The 21037-nt window shown below is 39.5% G+C and carries 16 protein-coding genes and 1 tRNA gene; 11 read left to right on the top strand and 6 right to left on the bottom strand.

From position 1 onward, the window contains the following. Positions 1–96 precede the first annotated feature (96 nt). From B154_RS28365 to B154_RS0111535, 3 genes are all read left to right on the top strand, one after another. Positions 97–3276: an efflux RND transporter permease subunit gene (locus tag B154_RS28365; protein WP_018614361.1), complete on the top strand. Its 3180-nt coding sequence runs from the start codon at positions 97–99 to the stop codon at positions 3274–3276. A 233-nt stretch (positions 3277–3509) separates the two neighbouring features. Continuing rightward, the gene (locus B154_RS0111530; RefSeq protein ID WP_018614363.1) at positions 3510–4940 is read left to right on the top strand and encodes a TolC family protein; all 1431 of its coding nucleotides are present in this window, start codon (positions 3510–3512) and stop codon (positions 4938–4940) included. A gap of 322 nt (positions 4941–5262) precedes the next feature. Beyond that, on the top strand, positions 5263–5934 hold the full coding sequence (locus B154_RS0111535) for an IS6 family transposase (RefSeq protein WP_026260126.1): 672 nt from the start codon (positions 5263–5265) through the stop codon (positions 5932–5934). Between the two features lie 34 nt (positions 5935–5968). On the opposite strand, the gene B154_RS0111540 is transcribed toward B154_RS0111535, so the two are convergent. Continuing rightward, positions 5969–6229, bottom strand: a complete 261-nt coding sequence (locus B154_RS0111540) for a DNA-formamidopyrimidine glycosylase family protein (RefSeq protein WP_018614367.1) — start codon at positions 6227–6229, stop codon at positions 5969–5971. Positions 6230–6348: 119 nt separating this feature from the next. Here B154_RS0111540 and B154_RS32320 point away from each other — a divergent pair, with 119 nt between their 5' ends. Continuing rightward, entirely contained in the window at positions 6349–6498 is a 150-nt protein-coding gene (locus B154_RS32320) for a hypothetical protein (RefSeq protein WP_018614369.1), read from the top strand. Here B154_RS32320 and B154_RS33855 read toward each other — a convergent pair whose 3' ends face one another. Further along, on the bottom strand, positions 6499–7302 hold the full coding sequence (locus B154_RS33855) for a DUF72 domain-containing protein (protein ID WP_018614371.1): 804 nt from the start codon (positions 7300–7302) through the stop codon (positions 6499–6501). Between the two features lie 18 nt (positions 7303–7320). Between B154_RS33855 and B154_RS32325 the strand changes: the two genes are divergently transcribed. Beyond that, positions 7321–7461: a hypothetical protein gene (locus tag B154_RS32325; protein ID WP_018614373.1), complete on the top strand. Its 141-nt coding sequence runs from the start codon at positions 7321–7323 to the stop codon at positions 7459–7461. A 703-nt stretch (positions 7462–8164) separates the two neighbouring features. Then, complete coding sequence (locus B154_RS0111560; RefSeq protein WP_018614375.1) at positions 8165–11284, top strand: Calx-beta domain-containing protein; 3120 nt, start codon at positions 8165–8167, stop codon at positions 11282–11284. 655 nt (positions 11285–11939) lie between these two features. Here the strand turns inward: B154_RS0111560 and B154_RS28375 are convergent. After that, positions 11940–12548: a site-specific integrase gene (locus tag B154_RS28375; protein WP_018614377.1), complete on the bottom strand. Its 609-nt coding sequence runs from the start codon at positions 12546–12548 to the stop codon at positions 11940–11942. A gap of 319 nt (positions 12549–12867) precedes the next feature. Here B154_RS28375 and B154_RS0111570 point away from each other — a divergent pair, with 319 nt between their 5' ends. Next, positions 12868–13113, top strand: a complete 246-nt coding sequence (locus B154_RS0111570) for a T9SS type A sorting domain-containing protein (RefSeq protein WP_425423110.1) — start codon at positions 12868–12870, stop codon at positions 13111–13113. Between the two features lie 256 nt (positions 13114–13369). On the opposite strand, the gene B154_RS33610 is transcribed toward B154_RS0111570, so the two are convergent. Next, positions 13370–13504, bottom strand: coding sequence for a hypothetical protein (locus tag B154_RS33610; RefSeq protein ID WP_018614383.1), 135 nt, complete (start codon positions 13502–13504; stop codon positions 13370–13372). Positions 13505–14584: 1080 nt separating this feature from the next. On the opposite strand from B154_RS33610, the gene B154_RS33860 reads away from it, so the two are divergent. Then, positions 14585–14791 (top strand): terminase small subunit, encoded by a 207-nt coding sequence (locus B154_RS33860; protein WP_083934951.1) that lies wholly within the window; start codon positions 14585–14587, stop codon positions 14789–14791. Here the strand turns inward: B154_RS33860 and B154_RS32330 are convergent. Next, the gene (locus tag B154_RS32330; RefSeq protein WP_018614384.1) at positions 14690–14983 is read right to left on the bottom strand and encodes a hypothetical protein; all 294 of its coding nucleotides are present in this window, start codon (positions 14981–14983) and stop codon (positions 14690–14692) included. The two genes, B154_RS33860 and B154_RS32330, sit on opposite strands and share 102 nt — an antisense overlap. A gap of 183 nt (positions 14984–15166) precedes the next feature. Then, positions 15167–15241, bottom strand: a tRNA-Val gene (locus tag B154_RS0111590). Between the two features lie 355 nt (positions 15242–15596). On the opposite strand from B154_RS0111590, the gene B154_RS0111595 reads away from it, so the two are divergent. The 3 genes from B154_RS0111595 to B154_RS0111605 all read left to right on the top strand — a co-directional run bounded on the left by B154_RS0111595 (position 15597) and on the right by B154_RS0111605 (position 21002). Beyond that, complete coding sequence (locus B154_RS0111595; RefSeq protein ID WP_018614386.1) at positions 15597–16475, top strand: CE1 family esterase; 879 nt, start codon at positions 15597–15599, stop codon at positions 16473–16475. Positions 16476–16645: 170 nt separating this feature from the next. Continuing rightward, complete coding sequence (locus B154_RS0111600) at positions 16646–19489, top strand: hypothetical protein (protein ID WP_157580677.1); 2844 nt, start codon at positions 16646–16648, stop codon at positions 19487–19489. Between the two features lie 133 nt (positions 19490–19622). After that, positions 19623–21002 carry a GH39 family glycosyl hydrolase gene (locus B154_RS0111605; RefSeq protein ID WP_018614389.1) on the top strand — a complete coding sequence of 460 codons (1380 nt, stop codon included), beginning with the start codon at positions 19623–19625 and terminating at the stop codon, positions 21000–21002. The last annotated feature ends 35 nt before the right edge of the window (positions 21003–21037 follow it).

Here is a 21037-nt window from a genome sequence, read left to right on the forward strand (position 1 = left end):
ATAGATACTTCTCTGCTATAAAAGAATCAAAATCTTATAATACAGATGCAATGGTAGCTTGTTAAGAGCCTTACCTGCATTACCAATATTAACCAGATGATAGAAATGTTTATCCGGAGACCGGTGTTGTCTCTGGTGATATCGCTTATAATCACACTGCTAGGTGTGCTTGCATTATTCAAACTGCCTATAACGCAATTTCCGGATATCGTGCCGCCCTCTGTGGTAGTAACAGCAAGTTATAACGGTGCTAATGCTGAAGTGTGTGCAAAAGCCGTAGCGACACCGCTTGAAAGAGCAATCAATGGAGTGCCGGGCATGACGTATATGAACTCTGTAAGCAGCAACAATGGCGTTACATTGATACAGGTGTTTTTTAATGTTGGCACTGACCCTGACCGGGCAGCAGTAAACGTGCAAAATCGTGTAACTACTGTGCTCGACGAATTGCCTGAAGAGGTGATTAAAGCGGGCGTTACAACGGAAAAAGAGGTAAACAGCATGCTGCTTTACCTGAACGTGTTGAGCAAGGACAAGGACATGAACGAAGAGTTCATTTACAATTTTGCTGATATAAATGTTTTGCAGGAATTAAAACGTATTGATGGTGTAGGCTTTGTTGACATCATGGGTGCAAGAGATTACTCTATGCGTGTATGGCTAAAGCCTGACAAAATGCTTACATATAACATTTCCAGTGAAGAAGTGATAGCTGCGCTGAGGAGACAGAATATAGAAGCTGCCCCCGGAGTTGCTGGTGAAAACTCAGGAAAAGATACCCAGGTGAAGCAGTATGTCTTAAAATACACCGGCAAATTCAATACCCCTGAAGACTATAAAAAAGTAGTACTGAAAGCGGAAGAAGATGGCGGGTTGGTTCGGTTAAAAGACATAGCAGATATTGAATTTGGAACGGTTAGTTACGACATGGTATCTAAAACGGATGGAAGACCGTCCGCATCGATTATGATAAAGCAGCGTCCTGGTTCAAATGCAAGGGATGTTATCAATAATATCAAAGCAAAAATGGCTGAGCTAAAGGAAACAACCTTTCCTCCCGGGATGGAATACAATTATGCTTATGACGTATCAAGGTTTTTGGATGCAAGTATTCATGAAGTACTACGCACGCTGCTGGAAGCTTTTGTACTGGTATTTATAGTAGTGTTCATCTTTTTGCAGGATTTTAAATCGACCCTCATACCTGCGCTTGCCGTGCCTGTTGCCTTAATTGGTACGCTTGCATTTCTGCAAATATTTGGTTTCTCTATCAACATACTTACCCTCTTTGCCCTTGTGCTTGCTATCGGTATTGTCGTAGATAATGCAATAGTGGTTGTAGAAGCCGTCCACGTAAAAATGATGCACGACGACATGAATGCAACAGAAGCAACTGTTGCTGCAATGAAAGAAATCAGCGGTGCAATTGTGGCAATCACACTGGTAATGTCGGCAGTGTTTGTTCCGGTTGCCTTTCTTTCGGGCCCGGTTGGTGTATTCTATCGGCAGTTCTCACTTACATTGGCAATATCTATTGTTATTTCGGGTATAAATGCACTAACCCTTACTCCTGCACTTTGCGCTTTAATGCTTACACATTCTCATGGTAAGAAGAAAAAGAATTTGCTCGATAAATTCTTCAACGTATTCAACAAAGGCTATAACGCAACCGAAAGAAAGTTCGGAACACTGGTAAGCAGGCTTGCAGTGAGAAAGCCAGTCACCATTGTTTTACTACTATTCTTCTTCCTGGCCACATGGGGCGCTAGTGCCATCCTGCCGTCCGGTTTTATACCTACAGAAGACCAAGGGATGATCTATGTAAATGTAACTACGCCGGCAGGTTCAACAGTTGAACGTACAGAAAAAGTGTTGGACGATATTGAGGTAGCAACGAAGAAATTTAAGTCTGTCGAAAACGTCAGTACTTTGGCTGGTTATAGTTTGATGAGTGACATTAGCGGCGCTTCTTATGGTATGGCGATGATAAATCTTTCTTCGTGGGAAGAACGTAATTCCTCCGTTTCTCAACTGATAGAAGAGTTGAAACAAAAAACCAAACACATCAGCGATGCCTCTATCGAATTTTTTGCTCCGCCTACTGTTCCGGGTTTTGGTAATGCCAGCGGTTTCGAGCTAAGATTGCTTGATAAGAACCGTGGCGGAGATTTAAACAAGACCGCAGAGGTAACTCAAAAGTTTATTGAAGGATTAAGGGCTCATAAAATGATTTCAGGTGCCTTCACCAGTTTCGATCCAAACTTTCCGCAATACATGATACACGTTGACCAGGATATGGCGGCGCAAAAAGGTGTGAGCGTTGATAACGCAATGAGCACATTGCAAACACTGGTAGGAAGTTATTATGCTACAAACTTTATCCGGTTTGGACAGATGTATAAGGTGATGTTGCAGGCCTATCCGCAATACAGAAGCAAGCCGGAAGATATTTTGCACCTGCATGTAAAGAACGATAAAGGTTTAATGGTGCCGTACTCCACTTTTATAAAAATGGAGAGAGTTTTTGGTCCCGAACAGATCAGCCGTTACAACATGTACACGTCTGCTATGATTAATGGTGACGCCGGAGAAGGATACAGCAGCAGCGATGCCATAGCGGCAGTAGAAGAAACGGCTGCTAAAATTTTGCCGAAAGGTTATACCATAGAATGGTCAGGCATGACGAGGGAGCAGATCTTATCAGGAAACCAGGCGGTGTTTATTTTCATCATTTGCCTGGTATTTGTGTACCTGTTATTAGCTGCACAATACGAAAGCTTCCTGCTGCCGTTGCCCGTAATACTTTCGTTGCCGACCGGCATTTTTGGTGCATTTCTGACGCTGAAAATCGCCGGTTTAGAAAACAATATTTACGCACAGGTTGCCCTGGTAATGCTAATAGGCCTTTTAGGTAAAAATGCCATCCTGATAGTGGAGTTCGCTGAGCTTCGACGCAAACAGGGTTATACGGTGTTAGCTGCTGCAAAAGAAGGCGCTGTCTCTCGGCTACGTCCTATTTTGATGACCTCTTTTGCCTTTATCGCAGGTCTTATTCCTCTGTGTATCGCTTCAGGTGCAGGTGCGTTAGGTAACCGTTCTATCGGCACTGCCGCTGCCGGTGGTATGTTGTTCGGAACCGTTTTTGGCGTTCTGCTCATTCCCGGCCTGTATGCCATTTTTGCTTCGATTGGTCAAAAGAAAAAGCGCAAAAATGAGTCTCCGCAGATTGCCCTCGATGGGCACCAGGTTACACATAAACCTTCTTTAGTCAATTAAACACACTGATAAAAAATAAAGAAAACCTTTTTGGTACCGGCAGCAGAAAGTCTATTGAACATCCTTGCGTCGCACACTTGTACTGCAACAAAAAATTAGCAGGTTCGACTCGTCTTTGAAGAGCCTCTTTAGGAGTTTAGGCAATAAGTGAGGACTTCTGGTGCGAACATTCGAAAAGAACATTTAATTAACGAATTTAAACACCCCTCCCGGGGTATGGGAGTAAATAAACGATGATCAGATATATCAGATCCTATTTAATAATAGCAGCATTTTCTATAACAGGCTGTGCCACTGTAAAACAGGCAGAACTTCCGCCGGCAGTGCAAATACCGGCAACCTTTACAGCAAATGCAGACACTACCAGTCCAAAGATTTTGCTAAAAGAATTCTTCACAGATAAAAAGCTTCAACGTTTGATTGATACTGCTTTAGCCAGCAATTTTGATCTTAAGGTTGCGCTGCAGAGAATTGAAATAGCAAGAGCCAATACAAGAATTGCAACTGCGGCGAAGCTTCCATTGGTAAATGCAGTTGTAGGTGCATCAGTAGACAGGTATTCCAAATACAGCATGAACGGGGTGGGTAATTTTGATACAAACAAATCGCCGAATATCGACCATAATCAAACGATTCCTGATCCGACACCTGATTTCTTTTTGGGTTTCAGGAGTTCGTGGGAAGCCGATATTTGGGGTAAGCTTAAAGACAGAAAAAAAGCCGCATATACGAGGTATCTGGCCAGCGAGAAAGGAAGACAATGGCTCACAACTCAAATTGTATCTGAAGTTGCAAGCCTGTACTACGAGTTGATGGCGCTGGACTACCAGTTACAGATCATTCAACGAAACATTGAACTGCAAAAAAGAGGACTTGAAGTTGTTGAAGCGCAAATGGCTGGCGGGCGTGCAACGGCTCTTGCAGTAAGGCAGTTTAAAGCACAGGTACTGCACACACAGGGCGCCGAAGTAGTAATACGACAATCAAGAATAAGAACAGAAAACGAACTAAATAGCCTGCTTGGCCGTTTTCCAAAAACTATAGACAGAGACACATCAATCATTGCAAAAGCAGTTCCGCAAAAAATACAGGCAGGCATTCCAACCGAAGTATTATTAAGAAGGCCGGACATACAACAGGCAGAACTGGAGTTAATAGCAGCAAAGGCAGATATAAGTGCAGCAAGAAAAGCACTTCTACCATCTTTAAATATCAATCCTTACATCGGTCTAAACGCTTTCAAAGCTCCGCTATTGTTTTCAGCCACATCAGTTGCTGCAGGAGTTGCCGGTTCGCTTGCCGGACCAATTTTAAATCGCAAAGCTATAATCAGCGGAGTTGATATTGCCAACGCTGAACAGGCAAATGCTTTTTACAATTATCAAAAAAACATAGTACAAGGCTTCCAGGAAGTAGTAACACAGTTACAGGCAATAGATCATCTTACCACTGCGTATCATTTAAAAGTGGAAGAAGTTAAAACTTTAACCGAAGGTGTATCGACTGCTAATGACCTTTATCTCGCAGGTTACGCCAGTTATCTTGAAGTTATCATAGCACAAGGCAGCGTACTTCAGGCAGAAATGGAACAAATAGACCTTAAAAAACAAAGTTTCTACGCAACTATTAATCTGTATCGTTCCTTAGGAGGTAACGTTCAATAGATCTGTTATGAATAATTACATGAGTATCTTTAAGCAGCGAACCATCTGTACTAAGCTAAATTTTTAAGGAGGTACTCTCCTAACATTGCGTCAATGCAACGGAAATCGGTCTCCAGTAATTGAAGGACAACACCTCGTTGCAACTTAAGAACTTATGCTCATAGTCATAAAATAGGAGGCTTTTACTTGTCCAGGACACTGGAAGCAAAAGGTTCTGTCATAGCACTAAAAATCCTTAAATCGGAAAAACTACGCAAGACGGGAAAGCTTTTCAATAAACAGGGTTCTGTCGCAGTTGTAATTTGTATATCGTTGTAAGTAGATTTGTTGGACGTTTAAAGGTCACAGTTTTCCTAAAGAAGTTATTCTACAAGCGGTATATTTTAAATTAAGATTCAGTTTAAGTTATCGGGATGTGGAAGAGTTATTGTCTATTAGAGGAATAAGGGTAGATCATGCTACAATACAAAGATGGGTATATAAGTTTACTCCCTTGATTGAAGTTGTATTAAAGAAAAGAAGAAAATTAGTTGGTAATAGCTGGAGGATGGATGAAACTTATATTAAGGTGAAAGGAGAGTGGATGTACTTGTATAGAGCGGTTGATAAGGAAGGAAAGACAGTTGATTTTCTATTAACCAGGAGGAGAAGTAAACTGGCAGCACATAAATTTTTACTGAAAGCTATTAGTAACAATGGCTGTCCCAAAGTGGTTAGTATCGATAAGAGTGGAGCTAATAAGGAAGCGATCAGAACTTATAATAACAGGTCCTTAAAGAAGATACGGATAAGACAGTGTAAGTATTTAAATAATGGGGTGGAAGGGGATCATAGATTTATAAAGTGGAGAATTCAGAATATGCTTGGTTTTAAGAGTTTTGAATCAGCATCAAGGACCTTAGTAGGAATAGAAATAGTAAGGATGATTAAAAAGGAACAAGTTACTTTTCCTAGGTGTACTTATTTCAAAACATTTTGTTCTATGGCGGCATAATTATCAGGGAAAAGGATAATACATACTTTTATTTTTACAGACGCGACAAAGCCATGATGTCTCCTGTAAGCATTAAATGCATTCCAAGTACTGTTTCATCTGAAAATACAAACGGAAATTCCTTTCCTGACCTATAAATGTCTTTTAGAGTTTTCCCTTCCAGAGCTGATGATATTTCTTCTGGAGTGTCTTTAAGTTTTTTGCCATTTACAACTTCCACCTTCACTAATTTTTTACCCGCTAGCTTTTGCTTAAGGTTATACGCAAATACTTCTATATCTGGTATCTCTGGCATTGAAGTAATATTGTGCTCCAAAATACTAATTTTATTTTATTTCAGCAATACAGGAACCTTTTAAAATTGCATACTGCGGGGTAACAATTGAAGTTGCCCCAGTAGTTAATGGACTGGATATGCAATATATTGTTAGCTTACCTACAAGAACGGTTATTATTGAAACAGCATTGAATGAAAAAGAATTTGACTATTGGCAGGAGATACCTGCAGGAAGAACAAAGCTTGCAGAAGAAATTGGGGCAATTATAGAACGAAGAGAAATATAGTTATACACCCACAACTAAATTTTTAAAATATTGCAAAGCTTCTAGCTGTTTTTTCTGAACTTTCTGTGTTTCCAGTGACTGTACAAAAAAATAGGCTTCCGTTAATCCTTTACTTCCNCATTCNTTTATNTTATCATACCATTCTTTAACNCNGGTAAGATCGCCTGNAGGTGTATANCTGATGNANCATTTAGGGATNGTNANACCNAGATGTAAAATCCTTTCAGGAGAGTCATCTATAACTGATCCTACATTTACAGATTTAAGGAACTTCAAGTGGTNTTCATACTCTTCCCCCTCAAACCACTCATGCTGTCTAACTTCTAGAAAGAATTGAATATTTTTGGGAAGTGTTCTCAAATAGTTATAAAGATTTTCTTTTCTTTTGGGCGAAAATTTATTACTTACCTGGAGAATAACGGGTCCTAAATGNTNNCCNAANGCCGAAATNCTATTGANGAACTCCTNTGTCTTGTCCTCTACATGNATGAATGAACTATAATGACTTATCCGCTGGGGTATTTTAGGACAAAAAAGAAAGTCTTGTCCTTCTGCTTTATCAGCCCAGTTTTTTATTTCNTTAGGTGTATATNTTTTGTAATAAGTGGCATTTAATTCTACAGCATTAAAATACTGGGTATAATACTGAAGAAAGTCTTTTTCCTTGCAATTAGAGGGATAAACTTCACCTAGCCACTCTGTTCGTCCCCATGCATCAGCTCCAAAGTAAATTTTCAGTGGTTTATCACCTTGTCGTAGTATCTCATTATTGGTTTTTGGTTCTACTGGGAATACACTTGGCATTAAGCAAAAGTAAGCTAGATGGATTATCAAAATAAGGACCTTTGTTCTACTACTTCATCAGTTCCTAAAGCTGGCAGATTAGACCATTCATATGCATCTTTTTTGCCTTTCCCATCAGGTCTTTCTTTTGTAGTGCGGATGGTATACACAGGACAATAATCCGGGGGTTTGGTGTAAGAAGCTGGAAAGAGAAGTAGTGAAACTATTTTCAAAAAAAAAAGCCGGAATGAAGTTCCTCCACATCTCGTAAAAAATATGTACGGATAGCACCATTATTAATAAAGTATAGTGTCGTAGCAACTTTCTCGAGATGGACCAGTTCTGTATTTTTTTTGTTTTAAAGGCTTGAAACAAGAAAGAATATAATTCCATTCTGATTCAGTGAAAGAGATGTAATTAGCGATAGCTGACTTTAACTGTTGGTACATTTTTAAAGATAATAAATCTTTCCATTTTAATTCACGTGAAAAGAGAAGGACAGCAAATCAAAATCAATGATGTAGTGGAAAAGGTAGAGGGAATGACTAAATGTATGAAGATGTTAACCTTAGCTTTATTTCAATAATATCAGCACACCATAAGACCCAGCATAATGTTATACCAGTTAATAAAATGGCTGTTTTCTAAATTGTTTTATTATTCATTAAAATGTAAGTAATTTAGGTTACTTTACTAGTCAGGATAAAAATGGTAATTAAAGTTTTATAAACAGCCCGGTGAAGATCTTAATGTCGGGTCGTTTTCTGAATGTGACTATTGGTAACGTATAACCTTAGCAATAAGAGCTTTGCTTCATTGACCATTACCCACGGATATAATTACTATAGCAGTCCTGATAACTAACAACAGGAGCATTATTTTTATGGGTAAGTTATGTTTACTGCTGTTTTGGGTTTGCATATTTAAAGCAACTGGACAATCAGGCACCCTTGACTCCACTTTTGGAATTAATGGCATACAAACAACTGCTTTTTTTAGCAATGCAAATACTTTATTCGAGGGAGGAAATGCTGTGCTCACCGACGCTATTGGAAATATCTTTGTTGTAATACGGGTTAATAATGATAACTCAAGACTGGTTAATTATCATAACTCAAGAATTGCCAGGTATCTACCTGACGGAAGGCTCGATTCCTCTTATGGTTATGCAGGCTATTCAAGCGCTGTAGACCTAGATGCTACCAGTGCTGCTTTTCAGGAAGACAAGATCTTAGTGTGCGGAGATGCTGGTAAGTCTCCTTATTATGACTTTGCCCTTGCTCGCTATACGGCTGATGGTACTTTGGACTCTTCCTTCGGAGTAAATGGAAGATTAACTACTGATTTTAATAATTCAGGTGATGGTGCAAATGCAATAACAGTCCAGGGAGAGAAGATATTAATAGCTGGATATACTTATCGGTATTCTAATAATAAAACCAACTTTGCCATTGCCCGATATACTGCCAATGGTGCTTTGGATTCTTCTTTTGGAGTAGATGGTAAAATAGTTACTGATTTTGATAACTCCTATAATCAGGCAAATGCAATAACGCTCCTGGGAGATAAAATCTTAGTGGCTGGATATACTGGTGATTATCCTAATTATGACTTTGCCCTTGCCCGGTATACTGCCGATGGTGTTTTAGATTCTTCTTTTGGAGAGCATGGAAAAGTAACAACTGATTTTAATAACTCTGGTGATTTTGCAAATTCGTTAGCTCTTATGGGAAACAAAATTATATTGGCGGGATATACTGGCTATTCTCCCAATTATGACTTTGCCCTTGCCCGCTATACGGCTAATGGAGTTTTAGATTCTTCCTTTGGAGTAAATGGGAGAGTAACAACTGATTTTAATGACTCCTATGATGAGGCAAATTCAATAACGCTTCAGGGAGACAAGATCATAGTAGCAGGACCTACTTATAACCCTGGTATTGGGAACGATGGCTTTGCCCTTGCCCGGTATACGGCTTATGGTATCCTGGATGCTTCCTTTGGAATGAGTGGAAAAGTAACGACTTATTTTAATAGCTCCTATCAAGGTACAACTGCAATAACACTCCAGGGGGACAAAATCATAATGTGTGGAGACGCTCATAATTCTGTAAATAACAATCAGGATTTTGCCCTTGTACGCTATACTGCCGATGGAGCTTTGGATTCTTCTTTTGGAGATTTTGGAGGGCATGGGTTACTTACAGGTCATTTTCCTACAATCCAAACTTCTTTCACAAGTACTGCTCTTCAGGGTAACAAAATCATAGCCGCAGGGTATGCACTTAACTATTATAACAGTGACTTTGCCCTTGCACGTTATACTACTGCTGGTACTTTTGATTCTTCCTTTGGAGTGAATGGAAAAGTAACCACTGATTTTAATAACTCCAATGATCACGCAAATGCGATAGTGCTCCAGGGAGATAAGATATTAGTGGCAGGAGCCACCGGTGATTATCCCCACGCAGATTTTGCCCTTGCCCGCTATACAACTGATGGTGTTTTAGATTCTTCCTTTGGAGTGAGTGGACTAGTAACAACTAATTTTGAAGTGATAATTGGTTATGGTGGCAATGATGGGGCAAATTCAATCGTGCTGCAGGGCGATAAGATCATAGTGGCCGGCTATGCCAATAACAATACTTATTTTGCCCTTGCCCGCTATACTGCCAATGGTATGTTGGATTCTTCTTTTGGAATAAATGGAATAGTTACAACTGATTTTGATAGTTTCTATAGTTATGCAAATGCAAGTGCAATAGCGTTGCAGGGAGATAAGATCATAGTGGCTGGAAGTGCTCAATTTCAAACTAATAATTTTCATAGTGACTTTGCCCTTGCCCGATATACGGCAGATGGTATTTTGGACTCTTCCTTTGGAGAGCATGGAAGGCAAACAACTTCCTTTAATCACATAACTAATATAGCAACTTCGTTAGTGCTTCAGGGAGATAAAATCATAGTGGCTGGAAGTACTGATGATGCTGGTGTCGATTTTGCAGGCGATTTTAAAAACTTTGCCCTTGTCCGCTATACGGCTGATGGTATATTGGACTCTTCTTTTGGAGAGCATGGGAAAGTGATAACCGATTTTAATAACTCTGATGATGGTGCAAATTCGATTGCGCTGCAGGGAGACAAGATCATAGCGGCTGGGAGTACTGATGTTAGTATTGATTTTCCCGTAATTGCTCGTGACTTTGCCCTTGCCCGATATACAGCTGATGGTATATTGGACTCTTCTTTTGGCATGAACGGAAAAGTAATCACTGATTTTAATGGAGACGCTCTAATAGAAGATATTGCCTTACGTGAAAACAGGTTATATGTAGTGGGTTCTCTCACTATCGATACAATTAATACTTATGGTATAGTAGCAGCGTACCAACTGGATACTCCGGCGCCTACTATCAGCATTGCAGATGTAACAGTACAGGAATCTAAAAAGCAGGCTGTTGTAACGGTTAGCCTCTCTGCACCTGCTACTCTGCCCGGGAGCGTAAGCTATACTACACAGGATAAAACGGCCATAGATCCCCAAGATTACTTAGGGGGCAAAGATACCCTGCTGTTTAACCCCGGTGTCGCAACAGCTAATATAACTATTCCTATTATTGATGACAGCGGGTATGAGAATAATGAGCAGTTTGCAGTCCTCTTAACAAGTTCATGGAATGCCGCTATTAAGGATAGCGTAGCAGTAGTAACAATTATGGATGATGATACACTCGTTACAGGGGATGACTCTTCGTTTCACATCAGTGTCAGTCCTAATCCATCAAATGGAGCCTTTGCTGTCCAGGTACAGGGGCATGATTACAATCAGCCGCTAATTGTACGGGTATTTGATATGAGCGGCAGATTAATAGAGCAAAGAACGGACACAACGTTAGGTCAACGCTTTCGTTTAGGTGCTCGATACCTGGCAGGAAGCTATATTATTGAAGCACGGCAAGGCAGCCAAAGAACCCATACTAAAGTGATCAAAGCCAAAAATTAAAGCCATCGACTCTAAATGCGGCTGTAAGAAAACTATTAAGGAGCCAGCTTCGTATCTTCTAAGGAAATAAATATAAATGGTGGTATTGTAACGTGGATCGGCACTATTCAAGAAAATGTCTTTAGTAAAGGCGAATAAAACTAGGAGATCGGGTAAGTAGTTTAAAAATAATAGCTGACTATCATCAACCATATTTTGAAATTGCAGGAACAATGATGTGAACTGTATACCATTCTTTATAATTAATTAATTTTCAAAAGCAGCTCACTAAACCTTTAAATTCGGGACAGAAGAAATTTAATAAAAAATTGGTATTGAAAAAAGTAAAAAAGACTTTCCAACTCTGTTCTCCCTACTATTTAAAAATGCATTAAAACATAACTCGATATCAGTGGAACTTTCAAAAGAGGCGGGAGGTAAATTGGACTGGGAATCAGTATTTATCGTTGACGCAATATTAGATAATTAAGTATTGCAATTTTCTTTCGCTTGTTCAGCAACAATGTAACCTGTTACTTAACATTTATGGAGGACTTACTGATGGCAGAAGTAACAATGTGAAGGCAACTTAAGCTGGACAAAAAAGAACAACTACTAAAATGCTAAACGTTATCCAGCCTACATAAATCCGCTGATTTTCTTCTTGGTAAGAATGTTAAACTGCAAGAACATTATCCCGCTTTTTAATTAATTTCATATCATTCCTTGACAACCATAATTCTTTAATCTTTCTTGCCGCTTCTTCCGGGGTAATCCGGATGTACTTATAAAAGCCCTTTACACTTTTGTGGCCGCTAATCTTCATTATTAGCTCAACGGGTGTTCCTGCTAAAAATTCATTTGTACAAAACGAACGACGAGCTGTGTGGGTGGTTATCCATTCATATTTGGGTTTAGCGAACGCAATATCTTTATTTCCTTTTTTATATGAGAACGTAGTTGTCCGATTAATTCCAGCCAACTTTCCTATAGTTTTAATATGACGGTTGAATTCAGCATTGGTTAGTTCCGGTATTTTATCCTTGAATTGCCTTGTGAAAATAAGCTTTGCTTCTTCCCTTAGTGGAATAATAACCCAATGGTCCGACTTGGCTTGTTTCTTATACAGCATATCCCGTTTTAGGTCTTCAGGTTTTAAGGTAGAAAAATCAGAAAAACGCAGTCCCGTTAAACATGCCAACACAAATAGATCCCTGTATTCGAAGAGATGAGGGTAAGCAGTCAAGTCTGTTTGATAAATAGTTCGGATTTCGTCATGGGACAAATAAATAGCATCACTTTCCTCTTCCGGTATTTTAAAATCACTTAAATCAATTGGAGCTATTATTTTTCTTTTCTTCCGAAAATTCTTAATACGTTATGCAAATACTTTTTCTTCACCAGGCCACCTTAGTAATGGATTGATGTTAAGCGAAAGGGTAAGGGTTGGAGTTTGACTAATAAAGCATCATAAGTGCGCCTGCTAAAGATTAAAAATTTTCTTCCCCGTACTATAGCTGTACAATGTTAAGTGCTTATAAGCAGGCAAAACCAATTTCACCGACGGGATTGTTTCACCAATAAGAATCGGCCTTGTACTTATGATGCCAGTTGTACTTCATAGCCTAATTGTTTCAGTTNAAAATACTTTGCATATTTCTATCAACGGACGGCAGAATAAAACAACCGAGTTATATATTTTATCAGCCTCTGGTGTGGTTATTAAAAACATTCACTCTGTAACTTCAACAGACGTTCGCTTAGATGTTTCATCATTGATTAATGGAGTATATTTTATAAAAGTTATCAGCGGAGATAAGGTGATGTATAAACAATTTGTTAAGTTGTAAATGGATTTGTGATTAAAAAGCAATGAAAAGCGCTGTGAATATTGCGTATTTGTTTTAGGCTTTTTATGGTATTAACTTTTATGATGTTAACGAGAACAAAGCGATCCAAGTACAAATTACCTGGTTTATTACACTTTAATAATTTACCACTCTTTCCAATTTCTTGAAAATGCTGCCACTCAAAAAATCCGGATGAAAGAAATAAGCACCTCCTGTTACGTGCTGCATCCCGGTACATTTTGCCTGGCGTCAATAATTATTCTTCTCCGACAGCGTTTAAAGTTGTGAAACCCAGTACCCATTTGCCTGTAGCTTCATTTTTATAGCCGTTTCTAAACCTTTTTACCGCTTCTCGATTTTTAAGATAGGACGGAAGAAAAGTCCACTCCATATCATCACCATCTCGTATCTACATTCTGAAGAGGGCCGTATTACAGGCCAATCCTGGTAAACAAACCCGTTCCGTACTGGTCGGCATTAAATTGTACTTTTCTACCTCTATTTCAAGCTCCTGAGCCGTATAAATTCTGAACGGCTTACTCTTATTCCATTGTAATTGCACATAGGTTAGCTGTTTTTTATAAATAATGTTTTTCAATAGCTTCTCCCACGACGCACACCAACTCAAAATCAACTCAGGATCTTTTGGTTTCCAACAAAGCTCGTCGCACTCTTCTTAGTGAGAGTTTATCGTAAAAGCATAACTCCCATTCATCCAAATTTGGTGATCCGCATTGTCAGGACCGTTTGGTATTACCGTTCTAACTTCCGCTTTATATTTGAAAAGGTATTTCAAATATTTCCTGATCCATGATTTAAAATTATGGGAAAATTGAATTATTTATAATAAATCTACCTTAATTCAGAGATCTCCATTATCAAAAATGGTTAAAAGTGGGGAAAAATGCGGCTAAGTGTAAAAATTTTAATAAAATAGATAAGAGTATTTGTTTGTATGATTACTTTTACAAAACAAAAAAGCTGGTGTGTGAGAAACACCAGCTTTGGTAACTGTTCATTAATGATTAACGAAATGGTCAATTAATGAACTTAACGATAAAACTAAGGTTACCACCTTAGCTAAGAGGTCAAGGTATATATCATACTTTGGCCTCTTGTGTTTTGTATAACACACATAGTTAAACAATTCATTTTGAGCTGTTTTAAAGCAATTTTGTCAAGCAATATGTAAAACTAACAGAAAAGCTACACATAACATCTCTGGCTTAAATTGTTTGACAAAAGCGTGAATTAAAATGTCTTTTCATCGCGAAAATAAATACCTCCAAACTGAATAAAAAGCTTTAATAGTAACAATATGTTACTAACTCAGAAGTTTTATATAATTCAACTTTTTATTTATCTTTCGAAATTATGCTTGTAAAAATCTTTTTGATTATATAGTAATCTTTTGGATTATTTTTGTTATATGCTCACCCTTAAACAAATTCGTTTTGCTCAGTAATACGTTATAGATTTAAATGGAACTCAAGCATATAAGCGTGCAGGTTATTCGGCAAAAACTGATGACGTTGCAGCAGTGGGGGTATTCAAGCTACTAAGAAATCCTAAGATTTTACATTTTATAGAGGAGCTGCAGGAAGAACTGAGAAGAAAAGCTGAATTGACAGCGGAAAACATTGAGGTGGTTTGGATTGCTCCACAAAGCTGTCACTGATCGGTTTGGGCTGGCTGTTCCCACAGGACTAATTGCAAACCGGGGCACCCAAGAACTTCCAGCTTTCCAAAAGCTGCTTGAAACAGTTCCATCGTTTCTTACTACAAAAACATCAAGATGGTTTAGATTGCTCCACAAAGCTGTCACTGATTGGTGTGTACTGGCTGTTCCCACAGGACTAATTGCAAACACGGCACCCGCGAATTTGCAGCCTCCCTAAGCGTTGGACTTAAAGGTATTTTTTGAAGTCATTGCAGCAGCTGCGACAGAGTCCATATTTTACCCCTTTCTGGTCGCCATTGCTTTATGGTCACATTTGTGGTCACATAAACGAAAAAAGCAGCTAAGTTTTATCTTAACTGCTTTATTTATAAGTGGGAGCACACGGGTTCGAACCGCGGACCCTCTGCTTGTAAGGCAGATGCTCTAAACCAACTGAGCTATGCTCCCTTTTTCCCGTTTGGGAGTGCAAATATAGGAGGCGTTTTTATTCCAACAAAAAAATGTTTTAATTGAAAATAAGTTTTTTTAAAACTTATTGAAAATAAACACAATAGTGAATTCGATATGTAAAAAATTTATATTTTACTATTGCGATTTTAAAGATACCAACACTGACACGGATTGGAAACCCTCCCGTGAACAGGCAAAATCCAAATTGCGGTTGAAGAATAGGCTGTTAACAACGATAGTTCTAGGAACTTAGTACTACATTTAAGCTGGAAATGTCTGTTGCTCACACTTTGCTAACAGGGAAATCAATATTTGTAAGCGTGATTGCAGTTCAAGCAATAAAACCAGGATGATGAAAAAAACTTTGTGCCTTATTTTATTTGTTGTTTGCTTTTTTACCGCAGACAGCCAGGTCATTACCGATTCTGTCTTGGTTGAAAACCATTACCGGATCTTTCATTTTAATAAACCCATGGGAGTAACAAAGAATTACAACCTGGTATTTGTTCTACATGGATCAGGTGGCAATGGAATAGAAATGATGAAACCTGCCTTAACCCTCGAAAAAATTAGCCACAAGGAACAGGTGTTTTTGGTTTACCCTGACGGATATAAAAATTACTGGAACGAATGTCGTAAAGCGGCCACCAGTGCTGCTAACCTCGAAAATATCAATGAGCAGGCTTTTTTTGACTCTTTGATTCTTTATTTTACAAAAAATTATCAGGTTAATGGTCAGCGCTTTTTTGCAATAGGCCTTTCCGGTGGTGGCCATATGGCTTATAAACTTGCTTTAACAATGCCTGCCACGTGCAAAGGAATAAGCGCTATTGTCGCTAATTTGCCCGATTCTGCTAATTTAGATTGTACTGAGTCAAAGATACCTGTAGCCGTTATGATTACCAATGGTACAAAAGATCCCGTTAACCCTTACACAGGTGGACAAATGATGGTAAATGGACATTCGTTTGGAGGTGTCCTTTCAACGACAAAGACCTTCAACTATTGGGCAACTTTAGCTGGATATAAAGGGGAGCCGGTGGTAGAACAATTGCCTGATAGAGATACAGCCAATGCCCAAACGATGACAAAATTTACTTTTAAAACGAAGGGAAAGCCTGAAGTAACTCTTTTCCAGGTTACAGGGGGAACGCATTCCTTTCCAGGGGATATGGATGTTTTTATTAATTCCTGGCAATTTTTCAAAAGACAAATGAAGGAAAAAAGCTAACTACCCTTTCTTAAATAAAAAAGAATTGCAGTAGATGCAGAAAAAATTGAGATCATTTTAGATTATAACAAAGGTGGAATAGAAATGATGTTGCAAAGGAAACTTATCAAAGTAGAAATAAATTTTAACGCTAAGAGAAGATAAGAGGCTATTTTTATTACAAAGGAGTAATGATGATTTGTATAAAAGATTTAACTAAAACTACCGCTTTTTCTGTTTTACTGTTTGGCAACTTAATCATTACTAAATCCATTTCCGCTCAAAAACACTTGCAGGAAATTCAAACCCTTCAACTCAAAATTTCGTTCGGCTGTACCTCAACTGATAGAACCACCAAGACTGTGAAATTGCTAAGCGCTTCACCCGGTCTTACGATTGCGAAATTAGGTGGTAGGGAACTTGAGAAAAATGATCGGGTTGCTGCCCGTTCGATTTTGAATTGCGGTGCGGGTGACATAGATGAATTGACAGCTGTAGTAAATTGGCCGACACCATCCGCATCGCCGCGAATGCTAGCGCAACATAAAGATACTTATTCGGTCAATGGAAATGGGATATGGGGATATCTGTTGGAAAAAGGTTCGCCTGGTCAGGTATCACGATTGAAGGAGGATTCATGGAAACAGCCCGATGCGCCAAAACTTACGATTCAACTAAATGAGGAAGGAACGCAGGGCTTTTCCATTAGCTTGGAACAACTCGTAAAACACCGCGCTATGTGGTTGCCCGAGCAGGACGTTTTTATAACCCGCGCCGATAAACCAATTGATTTTAAAACCCATCTTTCTTCTCTAAAGGGGCAGCGCATTCTTAACGTTGTGAATAAAAGCCCTGACGCATCCCTTGAGCAGTTTAAAAAAGTATGGACTGACTTCGGTAACCCCTTGCAGTGGAATGAGCCGTGGCAGACTACATATATGGGCACGACGGGACATTTAACAGTAACAGCTGCAGCACATGGCTCTATATATAAATTCGCTGTTGATCGGTTTGGAAAAGTACGGCCTGATTTTGCTTCCCCATATAAATTCAGCATATACCCCGTTTGGGAGAAAAGCGTTTGGAAGAGACAGAAGATAACAAATGGATTACCAATTGTAGTTACTAATCTTGAAAGGAACGGACAATTTTGTGAAATGCAGCAATTTGCTTCCCCACTTGCTCACATGTCAACTTCTAATACTGGTGATATTAAAAGTGTAATGTTTACTGAGGTGAAACTTTCGGGAAAGCCCGGTCCTGTCAACTTTCGTTTTAGCTTCAATACTGTAGCGAAGTCGGGAGAACTGGAGGTTAAAAAAATCAACGATAGCTGGGTCGTTACCGATAAACAGACAGGGGATGTTTTACTGATGTTGGAAACCAGTCATGGACTATCTGTAATAACGGACAAAAATGAAGCCTTTGAAAAAGGGCAACAAATACTTTTAACCTTATCGGGCGATTTGGCAGCAGGAGAAACTAAAAAGTGTGTGGTAAAGTTACCTTCACCATCGGTTGCTTCGACAGAATTAGCCACGTTAGGTGCACTTAATAATGTAGACGCAAAGAAAAGTACCATGAGCTATTGGGAAGATTGGATTAGCAAGGGCGCCCGTTTTGAGGTGCCGGAATCAGCGGTAAACCAACTGTTTCGGGCTAATTTGTGGCATTCGCTTATTTTACCCCGGCATACAATCGATAGTCTTGGCGAATTTCATATGGATCTGCCATATGCCAATACAGCTTATGGACAAAAAAATGCAGATTGGCCGATAAACCAGGCTGTTTACGTCGATTACATGATTTATGGTTTGCGGGGGTATGATAGTGTGGCTGAAGATGAAATCGCTGCCATGTTTAAAAGCCAGCAAGAATCAGATGGCCGAATTAGTGGCTTTGCTAATTGGGGCGTGTATTCACCCGCCCATTTGTACACAATAGCGCAGAATTATCTTTTATCGCGAAACGGCGAGCAATTTAAAAGATTGCTTCCCAACTCACTGAAAACCGTTGACTGGTGTCTCTCTCAGATCAGTAAAGCAAATGCAGGATCAATCAAAACGGGGCTAATTTTAGCGCCTTTAAATGATCTTACTCACGATGAAAGAGAATGGGCATTTACTCAGGCATATTTTGTTGCGGGCCTTGAAATTTTTGGTAAGGCCTTGTCTGTATACCACCATCCGCGCGCTGAAGAGATAATCACCATTGCCGCCAAAATGAAAAAAGATGTAGTAAAAGGCTTTGCACGAGCCAGCGTACAGTCTGCGGTTGTTCAACTGGCAGATGGTAGCTGGATCAATTACGTGCCCACCGATGCTATGACTCCTCGTCGATTGCTGGATCAATGGTATCCTTCCGACGTGGATTGTGGCCCGTTGCATCTGTCAAGGCTCGGGGTATTTGATCCATATAGTTGGCTAACTTCTTCGATGCTCAACGATCATGAAGATAACTTGTTTTTCAAAAATCAGGGAGCTGCCAATGAGCCGGTGTACGTGCAGGCAGGAAATACATATTTATTACGAGACGATCCCAAGGCAGCTATCCGGTCATTCTATAGCCTGATGGCTTGCGGATTTTCGCATGAACAATTAACTTCACTTGAGCATCGTTGGGCATGGGGCCAGTATTATGGCCCGCCAAGTACAGATGGAGCATGGTTCGAATTATACAGGAAGATGCTTTTAAATGAGTTGGGCTATGACACCCTACTGATTGGCCAGGCCATACCACGAAAATGGTTAGAGAATGGAAAACAAATTGACGTTAAGAATGCCCCAACCTATTTTGGTCCTGTTTCTTTTACTATCAAAAGTGAGACTTCACAAAATAAAATAACAGCCGCCATCAGTATTTCAAACCGCAACCCTCCAAAAGAATTATTGATACGATTTCGGCACCCACAAGGCAGACTCATTCGTTCCGTTGTTGTTAATCACCACATTTGGAAAAATTTCAATGCAAAGAAGGAGTACATTATCATTGCTAAACCATCGGAAAGAAACTATGTAGTTGCTGCTACCTATTAATCTGAATCATGCATTACACGTCGTTTCGTCATAATTATAATCATCGTTTCTATAAACCCTGCGCTCTAAACAGTAAAATCTGTCAAAAGAGTTGCTTCATTTTACATATCGATTACTTTAAACTGAATTTATTTTGAAAATAAAACCCCTTTTCTTATTTATTTCCATTATTGTCAGCAGTTGCATCGCAGCGCAGGAAACTGATGTAACCGTAGGATTTGCCAACGAACTTGGCCCGATGAAAATGGAGCAAATGGGCCTAGGCCAGGGCGGACTGTCTGAAGAGCCTATGCTGGATGGCAGGTTAACAGAAATCAGGGCATTACATCCCGGTGTTATCCGGTTATTTGTCAGTGAGTATTATAACGTTCTCTCAAAGCGGGGAAAATACCATTTCAGTTCGCTTGACAGCATGGTATTGTCAATCATAAAAACAGGAGCCAAGCCACTGATGAGTTTCTGTTTAAAGCCCAAAGTGTTCTTCCCTGTAATCGACCAGGATATAGTAGAGCCGAACGATTACAAAGGTTGGGAAGAATTTGTTGCCACTATTGTAAGACATTACCTGCATATGGGTATCGGTATCAAGTATTGGGAGGTTGGAAATGAAGTGGACATTGGGGAAGATGGAGGAACCCCTTACCGTTTTAAACCCGAAAGTTATGCCCTCTATTACCAGCATACCGCAGCAGCCATTCTGCGTGCAGATCCACATGCACGAGTAGGGGGTCCCGCTTTAGCCTCGTACCAGTCGCCCATTTTGCCAAAACTGCTTAGTGTATGTTCAGCTAATAAATTGCCCCTGCATTTTGTATCGTTTCACAATTATAATAATAGTCCCGCCGCTATCAGAATGCAAATTGAATATGTAAAGAACCTGCTGCGAAATTATCCTGATTTGCACCCCGAAACCATCATGGATGAATGGAATATTGATTTGTTTAATCCTGTACTTGACCCGAGGTTTCAACCCTGTTACGTAGCTGAAACAATATGGCAAATGAAAGACGTTGGTTTAGACTGGTCTTGTTATTATCAAATCAGGGACTGGTATGTATCATATGAAACATTTGCGAAGGAATTTTCACGTAATGGCGCAGCATTTATGACCCGTTGGTGGAACAGGCAAGCGCAATTTAGTGGCCTGATTGACTATCAAAATCAAATTCGTCCCGCCTACTATTCTTTTAAGTTGCTATCCCGGATGGCAGGCAACCAATTAAAAGTATCGTCAAATGACAAAGTGCATGGTTTTGCCACACACGATACAAAGTTGCAAATGCATAATCTTATGCTTTGGAATTTTTCAGATACTGCTGTATTTATTAAGCTCCACCTTGACGACCTTCCTAAGAACATGCGTATTCGCCATATTGTCCTCGATGCGAGCGGGACCGGGCTAGACGAAAATCAGCGGTTGCGAGCTGACCCATTTATTCACTTAACAAAAGGCAGTCAAGTATTATCATTGAAATTGGAACCGTGGGGTGTACATTACTGGTCCTTTGAATGAATAGAAGTGAGAAAAGGAAAACTCGCAACAATGAA

Source organism: Segetibacter koreensis DSM 18137 (genome assembly GCF_000374045.1).
Lineage (GTDB): Bacteria > Bacteroidota > Bacteroidia > Chitinophagales > Chitinophagaceae > Segetibacter > Segetibacter koreensis.

What these genes read in the sequence shown, in the direction of transcription:
- B154_RS33610 (WP_018614383.1), bottom strand. Translation starts at nt 13,504, where the DNA reads ATGGAGTGGACTTTTCTTCCGTCCTATCTTAAAAATCGAGAAGCGGTA.
- B154_RS0111540 (WP_018614367.1), bottom strand. Translation starts at nt 6,229, where the DNA reads ATGCCAGAGATACCAGATATAGAAGTATTTGCGTATAACCTTAAGCAA.
- B154_RS0111595 (WP_018614386.1), top strand. Translation starts at nt 15,597, where the DNA reads ATGAAAAAAACTTTGTGCCTTATTTTATTTGTTGTTTGCTTTTTTACC.
- B154_RS0111560 (WP_018614375.1), top strand. Translation starts at nt 8,165, where the DNA reads ATGGGTAAGTTATGTTTACTGCTGTTTTGGGTTTGCATATTTAAAGCA.
- B154_RS32325 (WP_018614373.1), top strand. Translation starts at nt 7,321, where the DNA reads ATGGATTATCAAAATAAGGACCTTTGTTCTACTACTTCATCAGTTCCT.
- B154_RS32320 (WP_018614369.1), top strand. Translation starts at nt 6,349, where the DNA reads ATGCAATATATTGTTAGCTTACCTACAAGAACGGTTATTATTGAAACA.
- B154_RS0111530 (WP_018614363.1), top strand. Translation starts at nt 3,510, where the DNA reads ATGATCAGATATATCAGATCCTATTTAATAATAGCAGCATTTTCTATA.
- B154_RS0111600 (WP_157580677.1), top strand. Translation starts at nt 16,646, where the DNA reads ATGATGATTTGTATAAAAGATTTAACTAAAACTACCGCTTTTTCTGTT.
- B154_RS28365 (WP_018614361.1), top strand. Translation starts at nt 97, where the DNA reads ATGATAGAAATGTTTATCCGGAGACCGGTGTTGTCTCTGGTGATATCG.